This is a genomic window from Brevibacillus nigriterrae (assembly GCF_049846925.1).
Classification (GTDB): domain Bacteria; phylum Bacillota; class Bacilli; order Brevibacillales; family Brevibacillaceae; genus Brevibacillus_H.
This window is the reverse complement of sequence record NZ_JBNCMT010000046.1, coordinates 1-24,992: the sequence shown is the minus strand read 5'-3', so window position 1 is coordinate 24,992 and position 24,992 is coordinate 1. Positions and strand designations below refer to the sequence as shown.

The window sequence follows — 24,992 nt, the reverse complement described above, 5'->3', positions numbered from 1 at the left end:
TTATCATAAAATAAAATTGCGCAGCGATAACTCGGATGCTAGAATGAAAGTAGATACTAACCAGTCAGTATGTTAGCTAAAGGTAGAATGTGAAATTAAAATGACAACCATCAAAGGAGGTAAAGTGATGCCAGAGATTCAACCATTGCATGAGTTGCTTCGCTTTCATGCACGTACAACACCGGATAAGATAGCAGTGATTTATTATGGTCGAACGATCAGCTATCAGGAATTGGATGAGCTTTCTGATCGATTTGCGCATTTTTTACTGCAAAGAGGGCTGGGGAAAGGGGATCGGGTAGCTCTGTTTATGCAAAACTGTCCCCAGTATCTGATCTGTCACTACGGAATTCAAAAAATCGGAGCGATTGTAAGTCCATGTAACCCTATGTTCAAGGAATGGGAGCTGGAATACCAGTTGCTTGACTTGTCAGCGAAGATGATTGTGACACTTGATCAGTACTACCCTGTTGTAAAAAATATTCAAGAAAAAACATCGCTACATACGGTAGTCCTCACCAATTACACCGATTTTCTCCCCAGTGAACCCAGCCCAACATTTCCTGAGCGTATTGAGTCGAAAACAGCAATAGATGGTACCTATGATCTTATGGATATTCTCGAAGCAGATTTTGCCAAAATACCTGATGTAGAAATCGATATGGAAAACGACATCTCTGTTATTTTGTACACGTCAGGATCAACTGGATTGCCCAAAGGTGCCATGCTTACCTACCGCAATGCACAGTTTAAGACAGAGTGTGTAGTAAAAACGTACAACAATACTTCAGATGACGTATTTCTTGGTGTTATGCCCCTTTTCCATATCGCGGGGATGACCATTGGCATGAATGTGCCCGTTTATGTAGGGGGAACGATTGTGCTCTTAACCCGTTTTGTCCCGGAGGCCGTTCTGGAAGTGATTGAGCGCTATCAAGTAACCCTGGCGTACACAATTGTCCCGATGAATATCGCCTTACTAAGCCATCCAAAAGCGAAGGGAACTGATTTTCGCTCGCTTCGGCTCAATCCCAGCACCAGTTTTGGAGTAATTCTAACCGAAGAAATTTCCAGAGCGTGGGAAAACTTGACCGGTGTCCCGCTGTTTGATCCAGCGTATGGACTAACAGAGACACATACGTTAGATGCGATCATGCCTCCAGACAAAATCAAATATGGCACAGTTGGAAAGCCAACCTTTGAAACGGAAATCAAGATTGTTTCACTGGACAATTCGGAACAGGTACTTCCGACTGGCGAACAAGGTGAAATATTGATTAAAAACCCCGGTGTTTTTAAAGGCTATTTGAATCGTCCTGAGGAGACAGCCAAGACACTTCGTGATGGTTGGGTACATACTGGAGACATCGGGAAGTTTGATGAAGAAGGGTATCTTTACCTGCTGGGGCGGGTAAAAGAATTGATCAAGTGCTCGGGATACAGCGTTTTTCCAGAAGAAGTGGAACAAATTTTGCTTCGTCACCCGGCCATCGTTTCTGCTGCAGTAATTGGTGTCCCGGACCCGGTTCGTGGTGAATCCGTGAAAGCTTTTGTTTTGATCAAGCCGGAGCATCAAGGAACGATCACAGCAGAAGAGATTATTTCCTGGAGTAAAGAAAAAATGGCCAACTACAAGTATCCTCGTTTTGTGGAGATACGCCATTCATTGCCGATGACAGGAGCGGGGAAGCTCTTGAGACGTGTTTTGGTTGATGAGGAAAAACAAAAAAATTGATACTATGTTTTGCACCAACCCGATGCGTTTGTTTTCGGGAAAGTAAATGCAAAAATGTAAGCGCTTCCTGCTTGTCAGGGAGTGTTTTTCTTATTTTTGAGGACAAGTGTTTTCTTATTTTTTTGCGCATGAGTTCGCCCCCTTCTCGCATAGGTTTTATAAAAGAGATTCCTGTGTGAAGATCCTTGTTGGAAAAAGCATTCGGCGCACAGGCGCCAGTAAGAAGGGGGCTTTTGCGATGAAACGATGGAGCCGCCGACTGCGCCGCTTGGCTGTGGGCGTGTTGGACCTACCGCAAGATGTTGTGCTAGAAGTCCCACGGATAACCATGATTGGTCATTTACAAATGTACATAGAAAATCATCGAGGAGTTCTTCATTTCAGTGAAACAGAGCTCCGCTTGCTTTTAACCAATGGACAATTGTTGGTACATGGCGACCAACTTGTGATTCGAGCTATTTTACCTGAGGAAGTGTTGCTGGAAGGCAGGATTTCAGGGATCAAGTTTATAGAGAAGTAAAATATGTGGGGGGACGATACGCAATGCGGAACACCTTGAAAGATTGGGTAGATGGACATGTGACGATTACAGTACGAGGCAAACGATTCGAACGCCTGATTAATCTTGCCATTCGCGATGGCCTCCACATTTGGAATATTCGGCGTCAGGGAACAGAAATCGGTCAATTGGATATTTTGATCCGTGATTATTTTCGTCTGCGCCCTCTTTTACGTCAGACAGGCTGTCGGAGTCATGTGGTGCGTAGAGAAGGGATGCCGTTTTGGCTTGTTCGTCTGAGGCTTCGAGCTGGACTAGCTATCGGGTTTTTGCTGTTTTTTATCGGGGTGTACATGCTTTCCAGTTTTGTCTGGAGTGTAGAGGTTATGGGAACGCATAAAATGTCCACACTACAAGTAAGACAAGTTGCCGAAACAATCGGGATTAAACCAGGGGTCTGGAAGGTCAAACTAAAAGAACCGATTCAACTGCAACGGGATATGTTGCAACAGCTTCCAGATGCTGCTTGGGTAGGTGTCGAGATAAAAGGAACAAAAGCCATTATTCAGATCGTTGAGAAGGAAAAGCAGGAAGTAGAAAAAGCACCTGGTCCCAGAAATTTGATCGCCAAGAAGAAAGCCGTCGTACACAGTATTCTCGCTGAAGCGGGTAAGACGTTAGTGAGTGTGAATCAGTTCGTTTCAAAGGGACAAGTACTGATTTCAGGTATCATCGGCAATGAGACGCGCCAGGGAATTGTTGCTGCCCGTGGAAAGGTAGAAGGAGAAGTGTGGTATATCTCCAACATCTCCATCCCACTACATCAACAACGAAATGTGTACACTGGCTTAGCGGAGGATAATCACTTTCTTTTAGTCGGCGATTATTCTTTCCGCATCTGGCCTTTCCAGGTACAACCATACAAGCAGTTCGAGACGCATGAAGAGAAATTCCAACTGTCATACAAACAGTTTCATTTGCCAGTCGGTTGGAAAGTGGAGAAGAGACAAGAGATGGAAGTACAAAAATTCCAGATTAGTTCTGAACAAGCGATAGAGACAGGCAAAAGCTTTGCGAGGCAGGATGTGTTGAAGCGTGCGGGCAATGACGCTGTTATCAAACAAGAAAAAGTTTTGCACGTAAAAGAAGAGAATGGTAAAGTTTACTTGAGTATTCATTATTCAGTCATCGAGGACATTACCGAGGAACAGCCGATTACTCATCTTCCGCCTGCTCCCGATCAAGGAGCGAATCAATCCAACTAAGTTGACCATAAGGAGATGGAGACCTTTTGCACGTTCAAGAAGAGGTAAAAATCCAATTTGCTGATGCATCAGAGGCACTGCTGCTGTTTGGACCACATGACACGTACTTAAAACAAATCGAACAAAAAACTTCGGCCAAAATTGTTACACGTAGTGGGGAAATAGCAATTAGCGGTGAAAAAGAAGAAGTGACCAAGATTGCTTCTTTGTTTAACATTCTACTTCAATTGGTACAGCGGGGAATCACGTTGTCAGAGCGGGATGTTTCCTATGCGATGCAGTTGACTGAGAAAAATGAAGCCGAACAGCTTCTCCATTTATATGATGAAGAGGTGGCTCGTACTCAGCGCGGCAAAATCATACGCGCCAAAACATTAGGGCAACGACATTACTTATCCGCCATCAAGCGATATGATATCGTATTCGGTATTGGTCCTGCCGGTACAGGGAAAACGTATCTGGCTGTCGTGATGGCTGTGAATGCCTTGAAAACCGGGCGTGTCAAACGGATTGTGCTTACCCGACCAGCAGTGGAAGCAGGGGAGAGTCTCGGATTTCTTCCGGGTGATTTGCAAGAAAAGGTCGATCCATACTTGCGACCACTCTACGACGCTCTGTATGACATGCTGGGAACAGAACAGGTAGCTAAAATGCTGGAGCGAGGTCTGATTGAAGTGGCACCTCTTGCGTACATGAGAGGTCGTACACTGGAGGACTCTTTTGTTATCTTGGATGAAGCCCAGAATACAACTCCGGAACAGATAAAAATGTTTTTAACCCGTTTAGGCTTCGGTTCCAAAATGGTTGTTACGGGGGATATTACGCAAATTGACTTGCCTAAAGGCAAGAAATCAGGTCTGCGTGAAGCAGAACGCATTCTTGCGATGATTCCAGATATCGCATTTATTCGCTTCCAGGAATCTGATGTTGTTCGCCATTCGCTGGTGCAGAAGATTATTGAGGCATACTCCCGAGAAGAAGCCGACCACGGCTACAAATAAAAAAGGAAGTATAAAAAGTCCAGGAAACATGAAAATCGAAACGAAAATGAGGGACAATCGTGCTTACGATCGAAATATTGAATGAACAGTCAGAACCAATTACAGAAGAACAAGAAGAGCTCATCCGCAAGTGTGTTCAAGCGGCTGCTGAGTTGGAAGAAGCGACCGGGGAAGTTGTCATTACCTTGGTGGACGATGAGCGCATTCATGAATTGAACCGTGATTATCGTGGAGTAGACCGCCCGACCGACGTCCTTTCATTCGCCATGAATGAGACTGGGGAAGGCGAAATGGAGATTTTTGTGGATGAAGAAGAGATTGACGAGTTTCCGTCCATGTTAGGCGATATCGTCATCTCCATCCCTCGAACCAAAGTACAAGCAGAGGATTATGGACATTCCTTTGAACGTGAGTTAGGTTTTTTGACCGTTCACGGTTTCCTGCATCTTTTGGGATATGACCACGGTACAACAGAAGAAGAGCAAGAAATGTTCGGTCGACAGGAAGAAGTTTTGGCCAAAATTGGATTGACGAGATAGGAGATTTCCCTTGAAAGAGTGGAACAAATTCCTCCGCAGCTTTCCGTATGCCTGGAGCGGTATTATCCATACCTTTAAGACACAGCGAAACATGCGAATCCACGGAATGGTGACGATTCTTGTGCTCATCTTGTTATGGTGGCTCAACGTCCCTCGTGGAGATGTTTTGTTGGTCTTTTTTTGTATTGCTCTTGTGATGTCGCTCGAACTGGTGAATACGGCGATCGAGGCAGTAGTCGATCTGGTTACCAAAGAGTGGCATCCTCAGGCTAAAATTGCTAAGGATGCAGCAGCAGGGGCGGTGCTTTTCTCCGTGATCATTGCAGTGATCATCGGGACGTATGTGTTTGTACCGCCGTTATGGGAGAAAATAAAACTACTGACACAATCCTACTAGAAGATGCTCTTAAAAGGATTCAGGAATGAACCACTAATGAAAAGGAGTCGGCTAGTCACCATGATCAAACAACTTCGTCAAGCGTTGCTCGTCGGCTTTCTCGTAATACTGCCTCTGTTGGTTACAGTTTACTTGATCCAACTAATTTTCGGACTAGCTGATCGTTTCGTCGGTTACTGGTTTACCGAGCTATTGCTGGCAACTGGTATAGCAAAGCACCAGGGAGAAGCAATTGTATTTTTGGGGATTCCTTTTACAGGTCGAGTTCCTCTAATCGGCCTTTTACTTGTCGTATTCATATTGTTGTTAATCGGTGGACTGGCGAAAACTGTGGTTGGACGCCATGTGTTCCGGGGGATTGAGCGTTTTTTTGGCTTCATTCCGGTCGCCAGAGGTGTATACAATACGGTACAACAAGTGACACACGCCTTTGTTCATGAACAGACCACCTTCAAACAGGTCGTACTTGTGGAGTATCCTCGCAAGGGAATTTATACGGTCGGGTTTATCACTGGAGAATCGCAGGGGACTATTCAGACGATGGAAGGAAGGGACTATGTTAATGTTTTTTTACCGAAATCACCAAATCCAACCAATGGATGGCTTGCTCTTGTCCCCCGAGAGGAAGTACAATATCTTGACCTACCTATTGAAGACGGATTGAAGTTCGTCATCTCGGGTGGTGTCGTTCCGCCTACAACTAAAATAGAACAACTCACGGATCATTCCGAGAGAGTATAGAAGAGGTGAACCTGTGATGAATTCACATGAATTGATTCAGAGTGCATTGGAAGCAAGAAAACGTGCCTACGTGCCGTACTCCAAGTTCGCAGTAGGTGCGGCTTTATTAAGTGAATCAGGCAAAGTATATCTGGGTTGCAACATCGAAAATGCGGCATACCCTGTGTGCAACTGTGCAGAACGCACGGCATTGTTCAAAGCTTACTCGGATGGAGATACGAAATACCAAGCGATTGCGGTCGTAGCAGATACAGAACAACCGGTACCGCCATGCGGATCATGCCGTCAAGTCATGGTGGAGCTGTGCCCGCCAGATATGAAAGTATATTTGTCTAACCTGAACGGAAAAGTGACCGAAACGACAGTAGGGGAACTTCTGCCAGGTGCATTCACCAAGGAGGATTTACGTGGATAATCGAAACAAAACCAAGGCCCCTTTCAAATCCGGCTTTGTTGCTATCGTCGGAAGACCAAATGTAGGGAAATCAACTTTGCTCAACCATATTGTCGGTCAAAAAATTGCCATTATGTCCAATAAGCCGCAGACAACGAGAAATAAAATTCGAGCTGTACATACAACAGAGCGTGGTCAAGTCATCTTTTTGGATACGCCAGGCATTCATAAGCCCAAATCAAAACTGGGCAATTACATGGTAGAAGTAGCAGAAAACACATTGAACGAAGTGGACCTGATTCTGTTTGTGGTCGATGTAACCGAAAAGCGGGGAGCGGGAGATGATTATATCATCGAACGTTTGAAGCAAGTCAAAACACCAGTTTTTCTGGTTATCAATAAAATTGATCAGGTGCATCCAGAGCAGCTCCTGCCTATTATTGACGATTACCGAAAAGAGTATGACTTCAGACAGATCGTGCCGATTTCAGCGAAAGAGGGCAACAATACGGGGTCACTTCTCGATGCAGTTTATGCAGAAATGGAAGAAGGACCGATGTACTATCCGGCAGATCAAGTAACCGACAATCCAGAGCGATTTATTATTGCTGAATTAATCCGTGAAAAGGTGCTGCATTTAACACGTGAAGAAATTCCGCACTCGATTGCTGTCACTGTCGAAGAGTTGAAACGTCGTGATGACGGACAGACCCTCTATGTTTATGCGGCGATCTATGTCGAGCGAGATTCGCAAAAAGGAATTCTGATCGGAAAAAAAGGCGAGATGCTGAAGGAAATTGGCAAGCGTGCTCGTATGGATATCGAACGACTTCTTGGGAACAAGACATTTCTTGAGGTATGGGTAAAAGTGAAGAAAGACTGGCGTAATCAGGAGCGCATGCTGCGCAATTTCGGTTTCTACGACGAGGAATAAAGCTCGGTGGGCTCCAAAAATATAAGTGTCATTTTTTCCAAGGGATAGAACAATCGACTTGGGCAGATTCTAAGTAACGTGGAAGTGGATAAATCCGATAGGGAAAGGATGATGCGTTCATGCTTCGCGACTTTTCATGGAGTTATTTCGCTTCAACGGGAGACATTCATGCCTATCTTCTTTTTCGGGAGCATCCAGCATCGATAGGGGATCTTTCTGATGAATCCGAGGAATCTGCGCCATGTAATACGGGTGATTCAACTGCATGCTTGTAAAGTGGGAAGGAATTATTATCCGTAGTGTTGACTACGGAGAATCGAGCAAGGTACTTACGGTTTTTACCAGAGAACACGGCAAGTTAGGGATTATGGCTCGGGGTGCCAAAAAGCCGAAGAGCCGCCTGGCTGCCGTGTCTCAATTGCTTACCTATGGTTATTTCCTGTGCAAAAAAGGTCCGGGAACTGGTATGCCTGATCTATCACAAGGTGACATCATCAATTCCTTCCCGGATTTGCGTCAGGATTTGTTCAAGACAGCCTATGCAGCCTACATGTCCGAATTGTTGGATCGTTTGACGAATGAGCGTGAGTCCAATCCATTTCTGTTTCAGCTATTGCAATTGAGCTTTCAATATCTGGATGAGGGCAAAGATGCGGAAATCTTGTGCAGAATTTTTGAAAGCAAAATGCTGATCATTGCAGGAATCAGACCGCACCTTCACGATTGTTCCAGTTGTGGTGAAGAAAGAGAACCGTATTCTTTCAGTGTGACACAGGGGGGATTGCTGTGTCCTGTTTGTGTTCATCAAGATCCACATGCAATCTCAATTGCACCAGCCGTCTGGAAGCTGCTGCGGCTTTTTCAACTGTTTGATCTGGAGCGGTTGGGAGAGATCGAAGTGAAGGAGAGTACTCGCAACCAATTGCGATTTGTCATGCGTCGCTATATGGATGAACATTTAGATTTGCGATTGAAATCCAAGAACTTTTTAGATCAAGTGGAAAAGCTTCAACCCTAAACTCCGTTCACTCGGAGTTTAGTTGTTTTGTTATTTCCTTAATTTTCCATAAGTGTTATTTATCTACCAAAATACCTGTGAATATTACAAAATATTTACTTGAAATATACCTTTTTCGTTTGGTTTGCAGGAAAACGACAATGAATAGAGTAATACTATTGGATAGTAAAGCTAAGGAACCGGTGGTGATCCATCATCGAACTAACCAAAAGACAAGAACAAATATTGCAAATCGTGAAGGATGAAGGCCCGATAACTGGCGAACAGATTGCCGAAAAACTGCATTTGACTCGTGCTACCCTGCGACCGGATCTGTCTATCCTAACGATGTCAGGATACCTTGACGCAAGGCCACGTGTTGGGTATTTCTATGCCGGGAGACCGGCAAATTCCGTCATGAGTGAGCAGTTACATAAACTGATGGTAAATGAGTATAAAGCAGTTCCGATCGTCGTGCAGGAATCTGCTTCTGTTTATGATGCCATCTGTACACTTTTCCTTGAAGACGTGGGAACCTTGTATGTAGTGAACCAAAAAGGGTATCTGGCCGGAGTCGTCTCACGCAAAGATTTGCTCCGTGCTTCATTAGGGAACAAGTCGTTGGAAGACATCCCGACAAGTATAATCATGACGAGAATGCCCAACATTGTAACATGCGCTCCGGAAGAGAGTTTATTTGAGGCGGCAAAGAAACTTATTGATTTTCAGATTGACTCGATGCCAGTAGTACGACCAGTCCAAAATGACACCAGAAGCTACGAACTACTTGGAAGGGTGACCAAAACGACAATTGCCAAAGCGTTTGTTGAGTTAGGTCAAGAGCCTGTTGTATAGGAGGGGAACGGATGCAATCAAATCAGGAAGGACATCTAGTCTACGTTGTCTCTGACTCAATCGGAGAAACAGCAGAGCTGGTAGTACGTGCCGTGGCAAGCCAGTTTGACCCTGACCTTATCCACGTGCAGAAATACCCGTATATTGAAGAAAAGGAATCAGTTGATGAAATTATCGCATCGGCGAAAGAATCCAATGCGATGATTGTCTTTACTTTAGTAGTACCGGAACTGAAGTCCTATATTTTGCAAAAGGCTGCGGAGGCACAAGTGCCAATTGTGGACATCATGGGACCATTGCTCAGTTCCTTTGAGCATTCGCTAAAAAAGGCACCTACAGGAAAACCAGGTCTAGTACGAAAGCTGGACGAAGAGTATTTCCGCAAGGTAGATGCCATTGAATTTGCAGTCAAATACGATGACGGTCGCGATCCAAGAGGACTGTTGCGTGCAGATGTGGTGCTGATTGGCGTATCGCGCACATCGAAAACGCCGTTGTCCATGTATCTGGCCAACAAGCGATTGAAAGTAGCGAATGTCCCCATTGTTCCTGAAATTGAGCCGCCGGAAGAACTATTCCAACTCCCACCTGAGCGTTGTATTGGTTTGATCATTAACCCGGAGCAGTTAAATGGGATCCGTACCGAGCGTTTAAAGGCACTAGGTCTTACCTCACAGGCAAACTACGCTGCGATTGACCGGATAAAGGTGGAACTGGATTACTGCAAAAAGATCATTGATCGGATCGGGTGCCCGGTCATTGACGTGTCCAACAAAGCGGTTGAGGAAACAGCCAATATTATTCTTGAGATTATTCGACAAAACCAAATTAAAAATGTTAGAAAGTAGAGAAAAAAAGGATATTCAGGTGTGTTGTCGAACATTCTTTTGAACAAAGCTAAATACAAAGACAACAAATGGAGTATCGAAGTTTAACAGTCAGTTGAATGTGGTAAATTAGAAAAAGGATCTGATCCTAGAAGGAATTTGCCGAAATTTGACGAAATGATATACTCCGTTGTTTTTTGCTTGAAGAAGGTGCTGTTATTGCGGCTTCTAAGCATTATAGGGAAAAAGGTGGAACGACATGACACATTCCACTTCGGCTGAATTTGTTAATCGTGTACGTACATCGGTTGACCTGGTTGATGTGATTGGGGAATATGTTCAACTCAAAAAAAGCGGGCGAAGCTTAGTAGGTCTTTGCCCGTTTCATTCGGAAAAGACACCTTCCTTTCACGTAAACCCCGAACGTCAATTTTATCATTGCTTCAGTTGTAAAGCTGGAGGAGACGTGTTCAGCTTCTACATGCAAATAGAACAGCTCACTTTTCCCGAGGCTTTGCAACGAATCGCAGAACGATCCGGAATTGAAATGCCCTCATCTGCCAAAAAGGACGATGGATTGAAGAATGCTTCCAAGGTTCAAATGTATGAAGCACACCGCCTCGTGGCGAAACTATACCATCACGTCCTGACGTCTACTCCCTATGGGAATGAAGCGCTGCGGTATTTGAAGGGCAGAGGTATTACGGATCAAACGATTCAGGAATTTCAGATCGGATTTGCACCAGATTCTTGGGACTTTACGACTCAGTTTTTGCAAAAGCGCGGGTTTCAGCTTCCCATGATGGTGGAAGCAGGGCTTATTTCTGTCAATGAGCAGAAAGAACGATTTTATGATCGGTATCGAGGACGAGTGATGTTCCCCATTCATGATTCACAAGGGGAAGTGGTCGGTTTTGGTGGCCGAGCACTGGGGAACGGTCAACCGAAGTATCTGAACAGCCCGGAGACGCCGCTTTTTCAAAAGGGAAAACTTGTTTACAACATTCATCGTGCCCGCTCTATTGCCAAGAAGCGGAATCAAATCATTCTTTACGAAGGATACCTTGATGTGATTTCTGCTTGGCAGGCTGGTTTTGGAAACGGTGTTGCCACCTTAGGTACCTCCATGACAGAGCACCAAGCGAGAATTATCAGTCGCAATGCTGAACAGCTCATCCTCTGTTATGACGGGGATACGGCAGGACAAGAAGCTACCGATAAAGCGATTGAGATATTGCAGCAGCAAGGATCTACCGTTCGGGTAGCACCGCTGCCACAAGGTATTGACCCAGATGATTACATTCGAAAGCATGGAGCCGAGTCATTTTCACAGCAAGTTTTGCTTCAAGCCATGCCGATAACAGCTTTTCGTTTGAAACATTTGCGAGCCAAGCACGTAATACAGGATGAGGCGGATCAAGCCCGTTTTATTCAGGAAGCATTGCAGATTGTTACACAGTTACAAAGTGCGGTCGAACGTGATTTATATGAACGTCAATTAGCTGAAGAGTTTTCGTTATCGCTTGAGGCCATTAAGCTTGAGTCTGGAAAAGTGTTACGGCAACAAAAATTCCACGCTTCAAGGGATAAAGTTGCTCCCGCTTGGAATAATAGTATAAATAATGGCAAATTTACGGTCACCAAAACCAAAGTGCCTGCCCATCTCAGCGCAGAGCAGAAACTTTTGTATTACATGATGCGAGACAAGGATATTGCAGATCGGGTCCAAAAAGAATGCTTATCAGAATTTCAAGTAGATGAACATAGTGCATTAGCTGCATATTTGTTCGCCTATTATGCGGAAGGGTATCCAGAAGACCCAGGACAATTTATTCATTATGTGGAAGACGAAAAGTGCAAGCAATTAGCCTCGGGATTAGCCATGATGGAGTACGATGAGAACGTATCTGAAAAAGCGGTCAGTGACTACATCAAACAGGTGAATAACTACCCTAAGCGTTTAGAATTGGAACAACTACGTGAGGAACAAAAAAGGATTGACTTGCTTCGAACGCAAGCTGAGGATGATGAAGCAAGTATGCAGCTTGCCATTAAAGCCGCCACCGTAGGGATTAAGATTCGTGATTTAGAAAATGCTTTAAAGGAAGGGTAGCACAAATACACATTCCCGGGGAAGGAGGGAAAGTAGATGAACAAACAAAATATCACACCAGACATGGAAGCCTCATCCATTGAACAGGTGAAAGAAAATCTTGTTGAGCTTGGCAAAAAAAGAGGGGTTCTCACTTACAAAGAAATTATGGAGCGACTCTCTGGATTTGATCAAGATTCAGACCAGATTGATGAATTCTTCGAGTTTCTCGGGGATCAAGGCGTTGAGGTCAACAATGAGAATGAGGATGACGTCGACGAAATGATGATGAAAGATGAGGACAATGAGGAATTCGATTTCGAAGATCTCTCCGTTCCGCCAGGGATTAAAATTAATGACCCTGTTCGTATGTACCTCAAAGAAATTGGTCGAGTTCCATTACTCTCCGCCGAAGAAGAGATTAAACTGGCGAATCGCATTGAGCAGGGCGATGAAGAAGCAAAACGCCGACTTGCTGAAGCGAACCTCCGCTTGGTTGTCAGTATCGCTAAGCGTTATGTAGGCAGAGGGATGCTTTTCCTTGATCTCATTCAGGAAGGTAACATGGGATTAATTAAAGCCGTCGAGAAATTCGATTACCGTAAAGGTTTTAAATTTAGTACCTACGCAACCTGGTGGATTCGTCAGGCAATCACTCGTGCCATTGCGGACCAGGCAAGAACGATCCGTATTCCTGTACACATGGTTGAGACAATTAATAAATTGATTCGTGTTTCTCGTCAGTTGCTTCAAGAGTTAGGACGTGAGCCAGCTCCTGAGGAAATTGCTGAAAAAATGGATCTTACTCCTGAAAAGGTTCGCGAGATCATGAAAATTGCGCAAGAGCCTGTATCATTAGAAACACCGATTGGGGAAGAAGACGATTCCCATCTGGGTGACTTTATCGAAGATCAGGATGCTCTTGCTCCTTCCGATGCCGCTGCCTATGAGCTTTTGAAAGAACAATTGGAAGATGTTCTGGATACATTAACAGATCGGGAAGAAAATGTTTTGCGTCTACGATTCGGTTTGGACGATGGTCGCACTCGCACTCTCGAAGAAGTTGGCAAAGTTTTCGGTGTTACTCGTGAGCGTATTCGTCAGATCGAAGCCAAAGCCCTTCGTAAACTTCGTCATCCAAGTCGAAGTAAACGCTTAAAAGATTTCCTCGAATAACCGATAATAAAATAGGAAGGTTCGCCTACGTTTCGCTTTCTTTGCTGCGTAGGCTTTTCTTTTTCAATCGGTTGTTTGCTTTGTTAGGAGGGTAATCGTTGGACGATCTGAAAAGAAAGATCATAGTAAGCGAAATAGAAAATTGGAGAAAAAACAATTTACTTCCTGAACATTACTGCATATTTTTGTTGAATCTCTATACGGAAGGTGAGCAGGCCAAGTCAGTAAGCAAATCAGCAGGAGGCTCTCGAGAATCAAAAGGATTTTTTGGTTCGTCATCATCCGGCTCAACTTCAAATACTTTTGTAAAAGAAGAAAGTGCACCAAGGCACCACATCTCACATGGCGGCGAATCTATGGGACAATCAGTATCAGTATCATGGAAAATGGTATGGTACTGGCTCATCGGAGCTGTTGGTATCGCTTCGGTGATCTTACTTGCTTTTCATTTTAACGGTTTTAGTACGCTAATGCAAATTGCCATTTCTTCCATTTTTATCCTGATAACTTACATATTGGCGTTCGTTTTCAAGAAGCGGACACCTATATTTACACACATCTCTTTGTCGATATCATTCCTATTGCTAATATTTGCCGGAATGTATTTCATCAAGGATTTCGGGTTTCCAACAAGTACGGTACTGGTTTTTATGGCATTAATTTGTCTGTTATGGTGTATTAACGGATTTATTTTTGGTTTTTCTTATCTTCTGTATTGTGGAATTTTAGGATTTGGCCTATTGTATGGATTCATTACTGTAAATCGTCTGGAGGCTGATTACTCCTGGTGGCTGGCAGAATTGTACTGGGTTCCTCTCGCCATCCTGATGATAGGGCTTGGGTTTCTCTTTCATGAACGGAATCGGCAATTGGCAAGTGTACTGGCTATCTGCGGAATCGTTTACCTGTACGGCTCCGAGATTTCTTCGCTATATGTAGCAGGTGCAAAGAAAGACGTCATTCAACTGCTTCTTTTTATCAAGGTCTTCTTGAACTCGGCTTTTGTATTTTTGACTCGATCATACTGGTTTCAATGGCTTCGCCTCTAACAGGAGGGAAGCTTTTTTTATTTGTGTATCGAAACGAAAAAAATAATCCGAAAAATCGCAATTTCATGTATAATAGAAATATAACCAATTCTGAGCAAACGCTCAGTCGGAATAATGAAAGCGTTTTTAATCAATCTTGGGGGGCTGAATAATGAATTTTGATCTGTCACAAGAACAACGCATGATCCAAAAAATGATTCGGGAATTTGCCAATGAAGTAGTTGCTCCAGGAGCAGACGAACGAGATAAATCGAAACAATTCCCTGTGGATATCTTTAAGCAGATGAGTGAACTAAACCTGATGGGCTTGCCGTTTTCTGAAGAGTATGGTGGTGGTGGAGCTGACTATATCAGTTTTGCTCTTGTTGTTGAAGAATTGAGTCGTGCCTGCGCGTCAACTGGTATTACTTATTCTGCGCATATTTCACTTGGCGGAGCGCCGTTGTCCTTATTCGGGACCGAAGAGCAGAAACAGAAATATTTGAGCCAAGTCTGTTCTGGTGAGAGCATGGGTGCATTCGGTTTAACGGAGCCGAATGCGGGATCAGATGCAGGCGGAACTCGTACAACAGCAGTACGAGAGGGAGATAGTTGGCTGATTAACGGCTCGAAATGCTTCATTACCAATGCATCGCATGCCAAGTTCCTTGCCTTGACAGCGGTGACGGATAAAGAAAAAGGCTCAAAGGGAATTACTGCCTTCATCGTACCAACTGACGCATCCGGGTTTAAAGTGATTGACAACTACGAGAAGCTCGGTTTGCACAGTTCTAACACGACTGAGTTGGTGATCGATCAGGTCGAGGTTCCTCATGAGGATATTCTTGGCAAAGAGGGAGAAGGGTTCAAACAATTCCTCATCACTCTGGATGGCGGAAGAATTGGAATCGGAGCGATGGCGGTAGGGATTGCACAGGCTGCTTATGAAAAAGCCCTGCAATATGCGAACGAACGACAAGCGTTTGGCAGCTCCATTTCCAAATTCCAGGCAATACAATTCAAATTGGCTGATATGGCCATGCAAATCGAGCTTGCCCGCAACATGGTGCATAAAGCGGCATGGTTAAAAGATAATGGACGTAAATTTACCAAAGAAGCAGCAATGGCGAAGCTGTATGCATCAGAAATTGCGATGGCAGCCACCCATCAGGCGATTCAAATCCATGGAGGATACGGCTATATGCGAGAATACCAGGTTGAGCGCTTCTTCCGTGATGCCCGTCTTTTGGAGATTGGTGAAGGCACATCAGAAATCTTGCGCACGGTTATCGCACGAGAAATCGGTTGTTAACAAACTTGTGATACTCTCTTGCAGCCCAGAAAACGGTCACGACCGTTTTCTGGGCTTTTATTGGTAAATAGGATAAAATAGAGGGTACGGAAGGTGAAAACATGTCATTTATTACAATTTCAAACAGACTGCAAACAATCGCAGAGTTTTGTCCACATGGGACGAGAGTGGCCGATATTGGCTCTGATCACGCTTTGCTGGCCTCCTATCTGACACTAAATAAAATCGCTTCTCACGTCATCGCAGGGGAACTGAATGAAGGTCCTTTTCTGGCCGCCAAACACCAGATCGCCTCGATTGGCGCCGAAGATAGGGTTTCTGTTCGCAGAGGCGATGGATTGGCGGTGCTACAGCAAAATGAAGTGGACGTCATCTGTATCGCAGGAATGGGCGGTCAGTTGATTACTTCCATCCTGGATGCGGGAAAAGAGAAACTGCAAGGAGTAAGCCGCCTGGTTCTGCAACCCAATGTTGGTGAAGACACGGTGCGCCGCTGGTTTCTGAATCATGGCTGGCAATTGATCGAGGAACGAATCATCGAAGAAGACGGGATCATTTATGAGATTCTCGTTGCAGAGGTTGGAGAGCCAGATGCTCCGTACCTTGGCAGTGATCGAAGTAAAGATGAATTGCTGCGGCTTGGTCCATTCCTTTGGCAGCAAAAATCTCCTATACTACTAAAAAAATTAGAGCACGAGAAAGAAAAGTGGCTAAAAATATATGCTCAAATGTCTCAATCAGAGCGGGAAGAGACGAAGAGCCGTCTCCTTGAGGTACAGCAGGAGATAACATGGTTAGAAGAGGTGATTTCATGTATACAAACGGACAAACCGTTATCCAATTCGTAGAACAATTGGCCCCCAAGCATTTGGCCTTGGAAGGTGACAAGATTGGTCTGCACGTAGGTTCACTCCAGAAACCGATCAAAAAAGTGATGGTTGCATTGGATGTGCTTGATGAGGTGGTAGATGAAGCAATTGCAGAAGGTGTAGACCTGATTGTTGCCCATCACGCTATTATTTACCGTCCGCTCAAGCACTTACGTACCGATTTGCCTGCGGGAAAAGTATTTGAGAAATTAATCAAGCATGACATAGCCGTCTATACAGCTCACACAAACCTAGATACCGCCGAGAATGGACTGAATGACTGGCTGGCAGAAGCGCTTGGGCTTCAAAAGATCGAGATGCTTGATGATCATGTTCAAGATCCACTCAAGAAGTTGGTTGTTTATGTTCCCACGACTCATACTGATGCTGTTTTGCAAGCAATTTGCCAAGCTGGTGCTGGTTGGATAGGTAATTACAGTCACTGTACATACAAAAAAACTGGTGAAGGGACTTTCATGGCTCGAGAAGGTTGCAATCCGTTTCTTGGCGAGGTTGGCAATCTGGAACGAGTAGAAGAAGTCAGATTGGAGACGGTTCTTCCAGCTTCAAAACAAAATATCGTAATCTCTGCCATGAAAAAAGTCCATCCGTACGAAGAAGTTGCTTATGATATCTATCCCTTGGATTTACCAGGAAAGAAATACGGAATTGGCAGAATCGGTAAGTTATCTGCTCCGATGACCCTCCGAGAATTGGCAGCACATGTCAAGGCAACATTTGGTTTATCCGGGCTACGGGTCGTTGGAAATTTGGATGAACCGATCAAAAAAGTAGCTGTTGTGGGTGGAGACGGCAGTTCTTATGTGGGTAAAGCAATTTTCCGAGGAGTAGATGTGATGATCACTGGTGACATCGGATACCATATTGCCCATGACGCACAGGCAGACGGCATCTCGATTATTGATGCAGGCCACAACATCGAGAAAATCATGAAGACGAAACTGGCAGAATACTTGACCAAGCGTCTGACTGAAACGGGTTCACAGACAGAAGTGCTGGCTTCCAAGGTGCATACTGATCCATTCCAATTCTTATAATTGGATAACGAGACGAAAGAAAGGATGAACCTTGTGTTATCTGTGAGAAATCTTTTGGAATGGCATCAAACCAAAGAATCGATCCAACAGGCAAAAAACGAGCGAGATAATCTTGACAAGGAACGTAAGAAACGTCTTACTTCCATACAAGAGTTACGGCAGCGGATTGAAGCTCTTCCGATTACGGATAATCCGGAAGAGCAAATTCAGAAACTGCTTGCCGAACAGGAGTTATGGATGGCAAACAAAGATTTTGAGCAATTTGAAAGCGACTGTTTGCCAAAGCTTGCCTCACTGGACAATTCCATATCTGAAAAGAGCTTTGAGCTGATGCGTTTGGAATCAGAAGTCGACGAAGCTCTTTTTTCCGAATATTACCGTTTAGCGGAAAATAAAAAGAATCCGATAGTGGAAGTAAAGAGAAAAATTTGTACAGGCTGTTATTACCCATTATCTTTAGCAAAAGTGGATGAATGGCGACGGGCGAAAGGGTTGGTTTATTGTGATGAATGTGGGCGGATTCTCGTCTAAAAAAGCAGTGCAGACAGTGCTTGCGGTTCTTTTATCGAGTACTGTAATCTTTCCAACACATGTCCGTGCAGAAGAAACTGATGATGTACCTTTTACAGATATAGCGAATCATTGGGCCAAGGATGCCATCCTTGACAGCTACGATAACCAACTGATGTCTGGTATCGGGAAAACCAAGCAATTTCAGCCGGAGCGGATGATTACTAGAGCTGAATTCCTGGTGCTGATCGATCGACTGTTTCAGGAAACCGAGATGGATTTTTATCCATTGACCTTGATGGCCAAAAAAGATGAATTTGGCCATGAGGAGGTTCTTTCGGAAGCCTATTTACCATATAAAGACGTAGACCGCATGACGTGGATGTATCCTTCTATCCTCCATGTGTTCCAGGTCTACAACCGATTGTACGGAGCGAACGCATTTGAGCAAATCTATCCTGCAGGAAAGCTGCATCCTGACCAACCGATCTCCAGAGAAGAAGCTGCCAAAATCATGCAATTATTTATAACAAACAATGAAAATACAGGCTTGAAAGAACTCATGAGTAAGTGGGGATTTTTACAAGGTGACCTGGCGGGTAATTTGAAGCGTGCCGAAGCGGCTGTTATCAGTAATCGTTTGTTTGCCTTCCTTCAGGATCGCCCCATTTTGCCATTGTTAGATGTGGATGACAGCAAGTTTCCATTTGTGCCAGAAATTACAGAACTTTTCCCGATGTTTGCCGATTATGGCGATGGAACGAATCTGACAGAAGCGGAAAATACGTACATCAAGATCGTGAATGAAATCATTGATCAGGCAGATGATGAGAGAACATACGAAACATTGAAGAGACTGCAAAATGAAGGCTTTCCCAATCGAGTAGGTGTTTTCTATTATCAAAGCTGGAATCAGTTTGTGACTTTGGAAGAGAATCTGGATAGTGCGGTTCGTGCACTTTCTGCGTTTTTGGACGAAAATCCTGATGAAAGATCCATTCATCTCCTTCAACTGCTTTCGGCAAACATCTACGACCTTTCTTTGCAGATCGGACAGGATACGCCTGCCATATTTGAACAAGTCGAGAAGAGAATCAGTCCTTACCTCGACAGAGTGACCCCGGAAGAGTCAAAAGTGTTACAGCTCTATCTCGCAGCATTGGACGTGAAAAGCGGGAAGGTAGACAAAGCAATTGAACGCTATCGTGCCAATGTTTCGCAAAAGGATTCTTTTTTGAATGCTGTCTTCTATTTATTAGCAGATGGAAAAACAGAAGAAGCAAAACAACTGGTTATTGAATACGGGAAACAAGGACAGACTGACACTGATTCAATCGATACGTTCATTCAAAGCCTGCTAGATGAAGTGGCACTGCTAGACCGTCAAAAGGAATATGCCGAACGTCTGTCGGCTGCAATTACCAAACAGGATGAGCTGCCTGGATATCAAGTGACTGGTGAATCCAATTTAAGCGGATACTTGTTCAAGTATGTTGATCAAATCGATAATCAATCACAGATTACGAGAACGACCGGGTTTTACAAAGCACCGAGCAAACTCGTATTGGATAAAATCGATATGTACTCCAATGATCGTGAAAATCGCTTTTATACGTATGATTTTGATAATATGAAGTGGAATCCGCCTTCCTATTCCTCACTTTCCTATGCTCACGAATGGGTTCAGGAGATGTCAGTTGACAAACGTCTGAACAAGCTGGGGGCAAGGTACCATGTGCAATCGGCTGGAACGTACGATGTCATAACAGAATGGATTCCAGGTAAAAAGCTGAAACAACAAATTGAATCGGAAAAACTGACTCTTCACCCGATTAAAGACATTCCGATTTTTATTACGAAATATTACATTGACCGTGCATCAAATACGTTATTGGCCCGTGCATGGAATTATGAAGAGATTTATAACGAAGAATTTATTGCCTTTACAGGATCAGAAACTTACTCTGCACTCGAGCATTCTGTAAAAATTCCTGTAGAAGTGACTGCTGGGAAGGTGAACATGCCATGATGACCTGGAAAAAAATAATAACAGGATTTTTTGCCTTCTCTCTGCTTTTTACAAGTCCAGTAGCGCAAGCGGAAGAAAAACACCCGCTCGTTCAAACAGAAAATATTTATAGCTTCCTGTTGGAAAACCACCTAAGTCGTCCCAAACCATTCCAATTGGTGAAAGGGGCACTGAATGGCATTTCAGCGGAAGCGGCGAAAGCCAAAAATCTCACGCTATTCAGTTCTCCAGAAGATGATACTCTTGAAGAATTGGAGCTACGCATGAAAAAGTGGCATACGGAATCTTCAATAGAGTGGGACCAGCTCAATGATTGGGCGATCACAGGCATGATCTCAACACTTGAGGATCCGTACACCAACTATTTTTCTAGAGAACAGTTGAATGGCTTTCAATCGGCAGTAGAAAATGAGTTTGTAGGGTTTGGGCTCAGATTCCGAATTGTCAAAGGGAATTTTGTCGTGAAAGAAATCATTGCCAATTCTCCAGCTTCGAAGGTAGATCTTGCCGTTGGAGATTATGTCTTTACTGCTGATGGGACGAAGCTGGCGGGTAAAACGCTGGAGGATGTCTATCGTTTATTAAAAGGAGAAGAGGGAACCGAGTCGGTATTTGCGGTATACCGTCCATCTACCAAAAAAGCATTTGAAGTTCGCCTGAAACGAGAAGTTCTGGCGCTTCCCGAAGTGGCAAGCAGTCTGTTCAAGGGTCAAGTTGGTTATCTCAGTCTAAGCACATTTGGATCACAGGCCGGAGTTCAGTTTCAAGATGAGCTGAACAAGCTGATGAATAGCAAGCAACCGTTACAAGGTCTTATCATAGACCTTCGTGACAATAGCGGTGGTTATTTGTCTGCTGCACATGATATTGCCAGTCTGTTTATAGAAGACGGCTTGTTGATGTACACCGTGGACAGAAGTGGTATCGAAATTGAAACATGGGTTCATAATGGAAGAACTGTCTCGTTCCCGGTACGGATATTGGTGAATGGTCAAACGGCTTCGGCGTCGGAACTGCTGGCTGGAGGATTGCGGGACAACGGAGTGGCTCAATTGGTTGGTACAAAAACCTTTGGTAAAGGGGTAGCCCAACAAATCATCCCGTTGGATTCCGGAGATGCGCTCAAGATTACGCTGCAAGAGTACTTTACTCCCAAGCATTCCAAAGTGAATCATGTAGGATTACTGCCAAACATTGTTGTGGAAGATGAGATTAGCCAGATAATCGAAGCATTGCGTTCGCTTGGAGTGAAACAATACGAAATCCGTGAAAACAAGGAAGAAGGCATTTGGGTAAACGGTGTAGAATTCTTCTCTTCAACTGAAGTATTCAAGAAAACTCCACAAGGAATTCAGGTTCGAAAGGAAGTACTGGCCAGTTTATTGGGACAGCGAGATTTGCAAGGCGAAACATACGTACCACTCAGTAATTATTCCAAGCAAGGTGTACAAGTGAAATCTGTTACGAATGAAATAATCCTGAACTACCAAGCAAAATGATGAAAGGGAGTCAACCGGATGCCAAAAGCTAGACCCGAATTGATCGATGCGTTTATTTCAGAGACCTCCGATACCATTAATCTTGAAGGAGTAGCTGGGGTTCATATAGACAAAATTTGCGAGAAGCTAGGGGTTAGCAAAGGCTCATTCTATTGGTATTTCAAAAATAAAGAAGATTTGTTAATCCGTGTGGCAAGTAGCTTTCATCAAAAAATCACAGTAAATACAATCAACTCCCTCAATCAAATTGAGGACCCGATTGAACGAATTCGAACCGCCATCCAGATCAGTTTGAAAGCGTTAGTGGAGAACAGAATCCACCGGGAAATGTGGTCGCTCATTTTCCTCTATCCAGAGCTGCAAAATATATTGGGCAAAATTCATCAGGAACGTTTCGATTATCTGTATCAGCAATTTTTGCTTGCAAAGGAAGCGGGAAAAATAAAATCTGATCTGGATTTATGGAGCCACAGTCAACTGCTCGTTTCTTTTTATGAAGGTGCCATCCTGAAATGGGTAATGAGCCCGTCCGAGCAATCAGGTGAAGAGATGGACCGAATTCTTCGCTATGTGGTAGAGTTGTTTGTTGATAAAATTACATGATCGGCTACGGCCCTTGACCAATCAGGTTGGGGGCTTTTTTTATGCTAGTAGGCAAAATGTGTTCATTATTCCCAAGCGTATAGTTCACTGGAGAAGGCAAGACTAACTGTTACACTTGATCATCGAGCGGAGGAGGGATAAACATGAAAAAGGTCATCATGTTCCTGATTGATGCGATGATGCCAGACGTATTAGAGAACTCCGTTGCTAAAGGAAAAACACCAGCACTGAGATTTCTGATGGACAAAGGACAATATATACGTGATTGCGTAACGGTTTTTCCCACAATGACTGCTTCGATTGATTGTTCGATTATTACAGGTGAATATCCTGATAAACATAAAGTTCCGGGCTTGGTCTGGTATGATCCAGATCAAAAGAAAATTGTTAATTATTTCAACGGAACCACACCTGTACTAACGATCGGGCTTGGAGAATGCGCACAAAATGTGTTATTTCGATTAAATGAACATCACTTAAGCAAGAAAGTGAAAACGATCCATGAAGAGCTTGAAGAGAAAGGATTAACTTCGGGCTCAATTAATGTGATTGCCCATCGAGGACATCAGTATTACCAGCCAAAACTGCCTTTTCTGATGGATTTTTTTACTGATTTTAAAATGCGGGAAAAAGTATCAGGGCCTACGATCTTGAGTCTGGGTAAGTTAATTGAGCCGGCGATCTTTCGTCATCCTAACTGGAGTCTCTCGCAGACGGTGTTGGAATCATTGGGAATCAATGATGTCTATGCGCTTGATGTCTTAACAGAGGTTATTCGGAGCGGGAAGCAGCCTGACTTTACTTTTGTTTATTTGCCTGACAACGACCATAAACTACATAAAAATCCGGGGCAAGCAGAAACACATTTGGAAGATGTGGACCAGCAGCTCGCACGTTTTCTTAATTTATTTGATTCGTGGGAGCAGGCAGTTGCGAGGAATACGATAATTGTCGTTTCGGACCACGGTCATACGCTGATCGGTGAAACAGAGGATCATAACATTTTGTTAGAGGAGCTGCTTTCTCCCATTCACATCCATAAGCTTGGGGGAGAGGTAACTGACAGCGATGAGATCATTATTTGCAATAATGAACGAATGAGTTTTATTTATCCTTTGGCCGTCAATTTAGAGTCTAAAATTGTAGAACTGCTCTCCAGTGATTCACGTATCGATTTAATTGCCTGGAAAGAAGGCTCTTCCGTCAAAGTTAAAAGTGGAATGACGCAAAAGGTGCTTCGTTTCTCAAAAGAGGGCCCTTATCGGGATTGTTATAATCAAAACTGGAGCATTGACGGAGAATGGGAGGTTCTTGACCTTTCGACTGCACTTGATGGGAAGATCTGGTTCAACACGTATCCAGATGCTCTCTCACGATTATATGGTTGTCTGTTCTCTCAGGATATTCCGATGGTCGTTATCACGGCAGCTCCGTATTATGAATTCAAAACAGACGTTACGCCTACCCATTTAGGAGGTGGCAGTCATGGTTCCCTTCATAGACAGGACTCCATTGTTCCACTCATTGTAGTAGGGGCAAATCAATCGTTCCCAACCCCAGCCCGCCTGGTAGATCTAAAAAAATTTATTGTTCAAGAAGTGATGAGCAATGTTGTTCTAGTGTAGCTTTAATGGGAAGATGATCTGACCAGCGAACATCAAGAACCTGATAATCCAGTACGTGCCAATCTGGTGTAGCAAAAATGTAGTCCAAACGAAAGGGCGGGAGAAGAAGTGTTGACTTCTTTTCTTGTCCTTTTACTTTTGCACAATCGATTAAATGGGCAGGTAAATTTGGCGAGGTTGTATTGAAGTCTCCAACTATCAGGAGTGATTCATCTTGTCTTGTGTGAAGTTGTTCTGACATGTAAAGCAATTCATTTCGTCTGCTAAACTTATCGAGACTTAAATGGGTCACCCAGACGGTTATTTCTTGATCCCCTAATTTTATTTTACAATCCAACAAACTACGTCCTTCTTTTTTTGAAGGCAGTCTGTGAAAGGATGTGGGATGAATAGGAAGGTTGGTAAAGATGGCATTTCCATATCCGCCGTCTGCTATCTTGATCGAAGGGGAGAAGAGCGAATTCATGGATAACAATTTGGCGAAAAAATCAACCTGATGGCCAAACCTGTTATTTTGATGGATTTCCTGAATGCAAATAATATCTGCGTTCAGATCAAGCAATGTAGCTATCATTTCATCAATTCTCTTTCTCCATAAAAAGTCTCTTCCGCTGTGGATGTTGTAACTAACGATACTTAGCATGGCAGACTGATTCCTTTCCATTTCACTTTTTCTCTATTCTTTCCATTGAACTTAACTTTATCTCCGTGATAGGATATAAATCCATCCCTCAGTTGCTGTGTGGAGGGAACAAATTGCACAATTTTTACTGTTGCTTTTATAAAAGTCCTGTGCTATATTAATAAACGTCGCCTCAAACAAACATCCAATCGTTGGAATGGTTTGAGGAGTGGAAATTCAGTTTATGGTTCTTTGAAAACTAGATAGAATTCTTAAGCCAAGCAACATGTTTTGCAGTTTAGAATCAGCTCAACTTTATTGGAGAGTTTGATCCTGGCTCAGGACGAACGCTGGCGGCGTGCCTAATACATGCAAGTCGAGCGAG

General features: G+C 43.8%; 25 protein-coding genes and 1 rRNA gene. 25 read left to right on the top strand and 1 reads right to left on the bottom strand.

Features of this window, described 5'->3' with window-relative positions; translation table 11 throughout:
* Positions 1-127 precede the first annotated feature (127 nt).
* The 24 genes from ACPW7N_RS24140 to ACPW7N_RS24025 all read left to right on the top strand — a co-directional run bounded on the left by ACPW7N_RS24140 (position 128) and on the right by ACPW7N_RS24025 (position 23,985).
* Positions 128-1,735 (top strand): AMP-binding protein, encoded by a 1,608-nt coding sequence (locus ACPW7N_RS24140; RefSeq protein ID WP_425654124.1) that lies wholly within the window; start codon positions 128-130, stop codon positions 1,733-1,735.
* 238 nt (positions 1,736-1,973) lie between these two features.
* Positions 1,974-2,255 carry a sporulation protein YqfC gene (yqfC, locus tag ACPW7N_RS24135; protein ID WP_425654122.1) on the top strand — a complete coding sequence of 94 codons (282 nt, stop codon included), beginning with the start codon at positions 1,974-1,976 and terminating at the stop codon, positions 2,253-2,255.
* 23 nt (positions 2,256-2,278) lie between these two features.
* The gene (gene yqfD / locus ACPW7N_RS24130) at positions 2,279-3,499 is read left to right on the top strand and encodes a sporulation protein YqfD (RefSeq protein WP_425654120.1); all 1,221 of its coding nucleotides are present in this window, start codon (positions 2,279-2,281) and stop codon (positions 3,497-3,499) included.
* A gap of 26 nt (positions 3,500-3,525) precedes the next feature.
* Positions 3,526-4,500, top strand: coding sequence for a PhoH family protein (locus ACPW7N_RS24125; protein ID WP_425654119.1), 975 nt, complete (start codon positions 3,526-3,528; stop codon positions 4,498-4,500).
* A gap of 56 nt (positions 4,501-4,556) precedes the next feature.
* Positions 4,557-5,039, top strand: a complete 483-nt coding sequence (gene ybeY, locus ACPW7N_RS24120) for an rRNA maturation RNase YbeY (protein WP_425654141.1) — start codon at positions 4,557-4,559, stop codon at positions 5,037-5,039.
* 10 nt (positions 5,040-5,049) lie between these two features.
* Positions 5,050-5,436, top strand: coding sequence for a diacylglycerol kinase family protein (locus ACPW7N_RS24115; protein WP_425654118.1), 387 nt, complete (start codon positions 5,050-5,052; stop codon positions 5,434-5,436).
* Between the two features lie 60 nt (positions 5,437-5,496).
* Entirely contained in the window at positions 5,497-6,177 is a 681-nt protein-coding gene (locus tag ACPW7N_RS24110; protein WP_425654117.1) for a DUF502 domain-containing protein, read from the top strand.
* A 16-nt stretch (positions 6,178-6,193) separates the two neighbouring features.
* Entirely contained in the window at positions 6,194-6,592 is a 399-nt protein-coding gene (locus tag ACPW7N_RS24105; protein WP_425654115.1) for a cytidine deaminase, read from the top strand.
* Positions 6,585-7,505: a GTPase Era gene (gene era / locus ACPW7N_RS24100; RefSeq protein WP_425654114.1), complete on the top strand. Its 921-nt coding sequence runs from the start codon at positions 6,585-6,587 to the stop codon at positions 7,503-7,505. Before ACPW7N_RS24105 ends, era begins: the two co-directional genes overlap by 8 nt.
* Positions 7,506-7,624: 119 nt before the next feature.
* The gene (locus ACPW7N_RS24095) at positions 7,625-7,780 is read left to right on the top strand and encodes a YqzL family protein (protein WP_425654113.1); all 156 of its coding nucleotides are present in this window, start codon (positions 7,625-7,627) and stop codon (positions 7,778-7,780) included.
* Positions 7,771-8,523 (top strand): DNA repair protein RecO, encoded by a 753-nt coding sequence (gene recO / locus ACPW7N_RS24090; RefSeq protein WP_425654112.1) that lies wholly within the window; start codon positions 7,771-7,773, stop codon positions 8,521-8,523. Before ACPW7N_RS24095 ends, recO begins: the two co-directional genes overlap by 10 nt.
* Before the next feature lie 192 nt (positions 8,524-8,715).
* Positions 8,716-9,357 carry a transcriptional regulator CcpN gene (ccpN, locus tag ACPW7N_RS24085; RefSeq protein ID WP_425654140.1) on the top strand — a complete coding sequence of 214 codons (642 nt, stop codon included), beginning with the start codon at positions 8,716-8,718 and terminating at the stop codon, positions 9,355-9,357.
* Positions 9,358-9,368: 11 nt separating this feature from the next.
* Entirely contained in the window at positions 9,369-10,205 is an 837-nt protein-coding gene (locus ACPW7N_RS24080) for a pyruvate, water dikinase regulatory protein (RefSeq protein ID WP_425654111.1), read from the top strand.
* Positions 10,206-10,443: 238 nt separating this feature from the next.
* Positions 10,444-12,297 (top strand): DNA primase, encoded by a 1,854-nt coding sequence (dnaG, locus tag ACPW7N_RS24075; protein ID WP_425654110.1) that lies wholly within the window; start codon positions 10,444-10,446, stop codon positions 12,295-12,297.
* Between the two features lie 36 nt (positions 12,298-12,333).
* On the top strand, positions 12,334-13,452 hold the full coding sequence (gene rpoD, locus ACPW7N_RS24070) for an RNA polymerase sigma factor RpoD (RefSeq protein ID WP_425654109.1): 1,119 nt from the start codon (positions 12,334-12,336) through the stop codon (positions 13,450-13,452).
* Positions 13,453-13,550: 98 nt separating this feature from the next.
* A complete protein-coding gene (locus ACPW7N_RS24065) occupies positions 13,551-14,501 on the top strand; it encodes a hypothetical protein (protein WP_425654108.1) in 951 nt (316 codons plus the stop codon).
* 151 nt (positions 14,502-14,652) lie between these two features.
* On the top strand, positions 14,653-15,792 hold the full coding sequence (locus ACPW7N_RS24060) for an acyl-CoA dehydrogenase (RefSeq protein WP_425654107.1): 1,140 nt from the start codon (positions 14,653-14,655) through the stop codon (positions 15,790-15,792).
* Between the two features lie 101 nt (positions 15,793-15,893).
* A complete protein-coding gene (locus ACPW7N_RS24055) occupies positions 15,894-16,640 on the top strand; it encodes a tRNA (adenine(22)-N(1))-methyltransferase (protein WP_425654105.1) in 747 nt (248 codons plus the stop codon).
* The gene (locus tag ACPW7N_RS24050) at positions 16,604-17,719 is read left to right on the top strand and encodes a Nif3-like dinuclear metal center hexameric protein (RefSeq protein WP_425654103.1); all 1,116 of its coding nucleotides are present in this window, start codon (positions 16,604-16,606) and stop codon (positions 17,717-17,719) included. Before ACPW7N_RS24055 ends, ACPW7N_RS24050 begins: the two co-directional genes overlap by 37 nt.
* A gap of 33 nt (positions 17,720-17,752) precedes the next feature.
* Positions 17,753-18,250 (top strand): C4-type zinc ribbon domain-containing protein, encoded by a 498-nt coding sequence (locus ACPW7N_RS24045; RefSeq protein WP_425654102.1) that lies wholly within the window; start codon positions 17,753-17,755, stop codon positions 18,248-18,250.
* The gene (locus tag ACPW7N_RS24040; RefSeq protein WP_425654100.1) at positions 18,225-20,258 is read left to right on the top strand and encodes an S-layer homology domain-containing protein; all 2,034 of its coding nucleotides are present in this window, start codon (positions 18,225-18,227) and stop codon (positions 20,256-20,258) included. Before ACPW7N_RS24045 ends, ACPW7N_RS24040 begins: the two co-directional genes overlap by 26 nt.
* On the top strand, positions 20,255-21,757 hold the full coding sequence (locus tag ACPW7N_RS24035) for a S41 family peptidase (RefSeq protein WP_425654098.1): 1,503 nt from the start codon (positions 20,255-20,257) through the stop codon (positions 21,755-21,757). Before ACPW7N_RS24040 ends, ACPW7N_RS24035 begins: the two co-directional genes overlap by 4 nt.
* Positions 21,758-21,775: 18 nt before the next feature.
* On the top strand, positions 21,776-22,360 hold the full coding sequence (locus tag ACPW7N_RS24030) for a TetR/AcrR family transcriptional regulator (RefSeq protein WP_425654095.1): 585 nt from the start codon (positions 21,776-21,778) through the stop codon (positions 22,358-22,360).
* 143 nt (positions 22,361-22,503) lie between these two features.
* A complete protein-coding gene (locus tag ACPW7N_RS24025; protein ID WP_425654093.1) occupies positions 22,504-23,985 on the top strand; it encodes an alkaline phosphatase family protein in 1,482 nt (493 codons plus the stop codon).
* Here ACPW7N_RS24025 and ACPW7N_RS24020 read toward each other — a convergent pair.
* The gene (locus ACPW7N_RS24020; protein WP_425654091.1) at positions 23,945-24,649 is read right to left on the bottom strand and encodes an endonuclease/exonuclease/phosphatase family protein; all 705 of its coding nucleotides are present in this window, start codon (positions 24,647-24,649) and stop codon (positions 23,945-23,947) included. The two genes, ACPW7N_RS24025 and ACPW7N_RS24020, sit on opposite strands and share 41 nt — an antisense overlap.
* A gap of 273 nt (positions 24,650-24,922) precedes the next feature.
* Between ACPW7N_RS24020 and ACPW7N_RS24015 the strand changes: the two genes are divergently transcribed.
* Positions 24,923-24,992 (top strand): 16S ribosomal RNA (locus ACPW7N_RS24015); the annotation flags it as partial.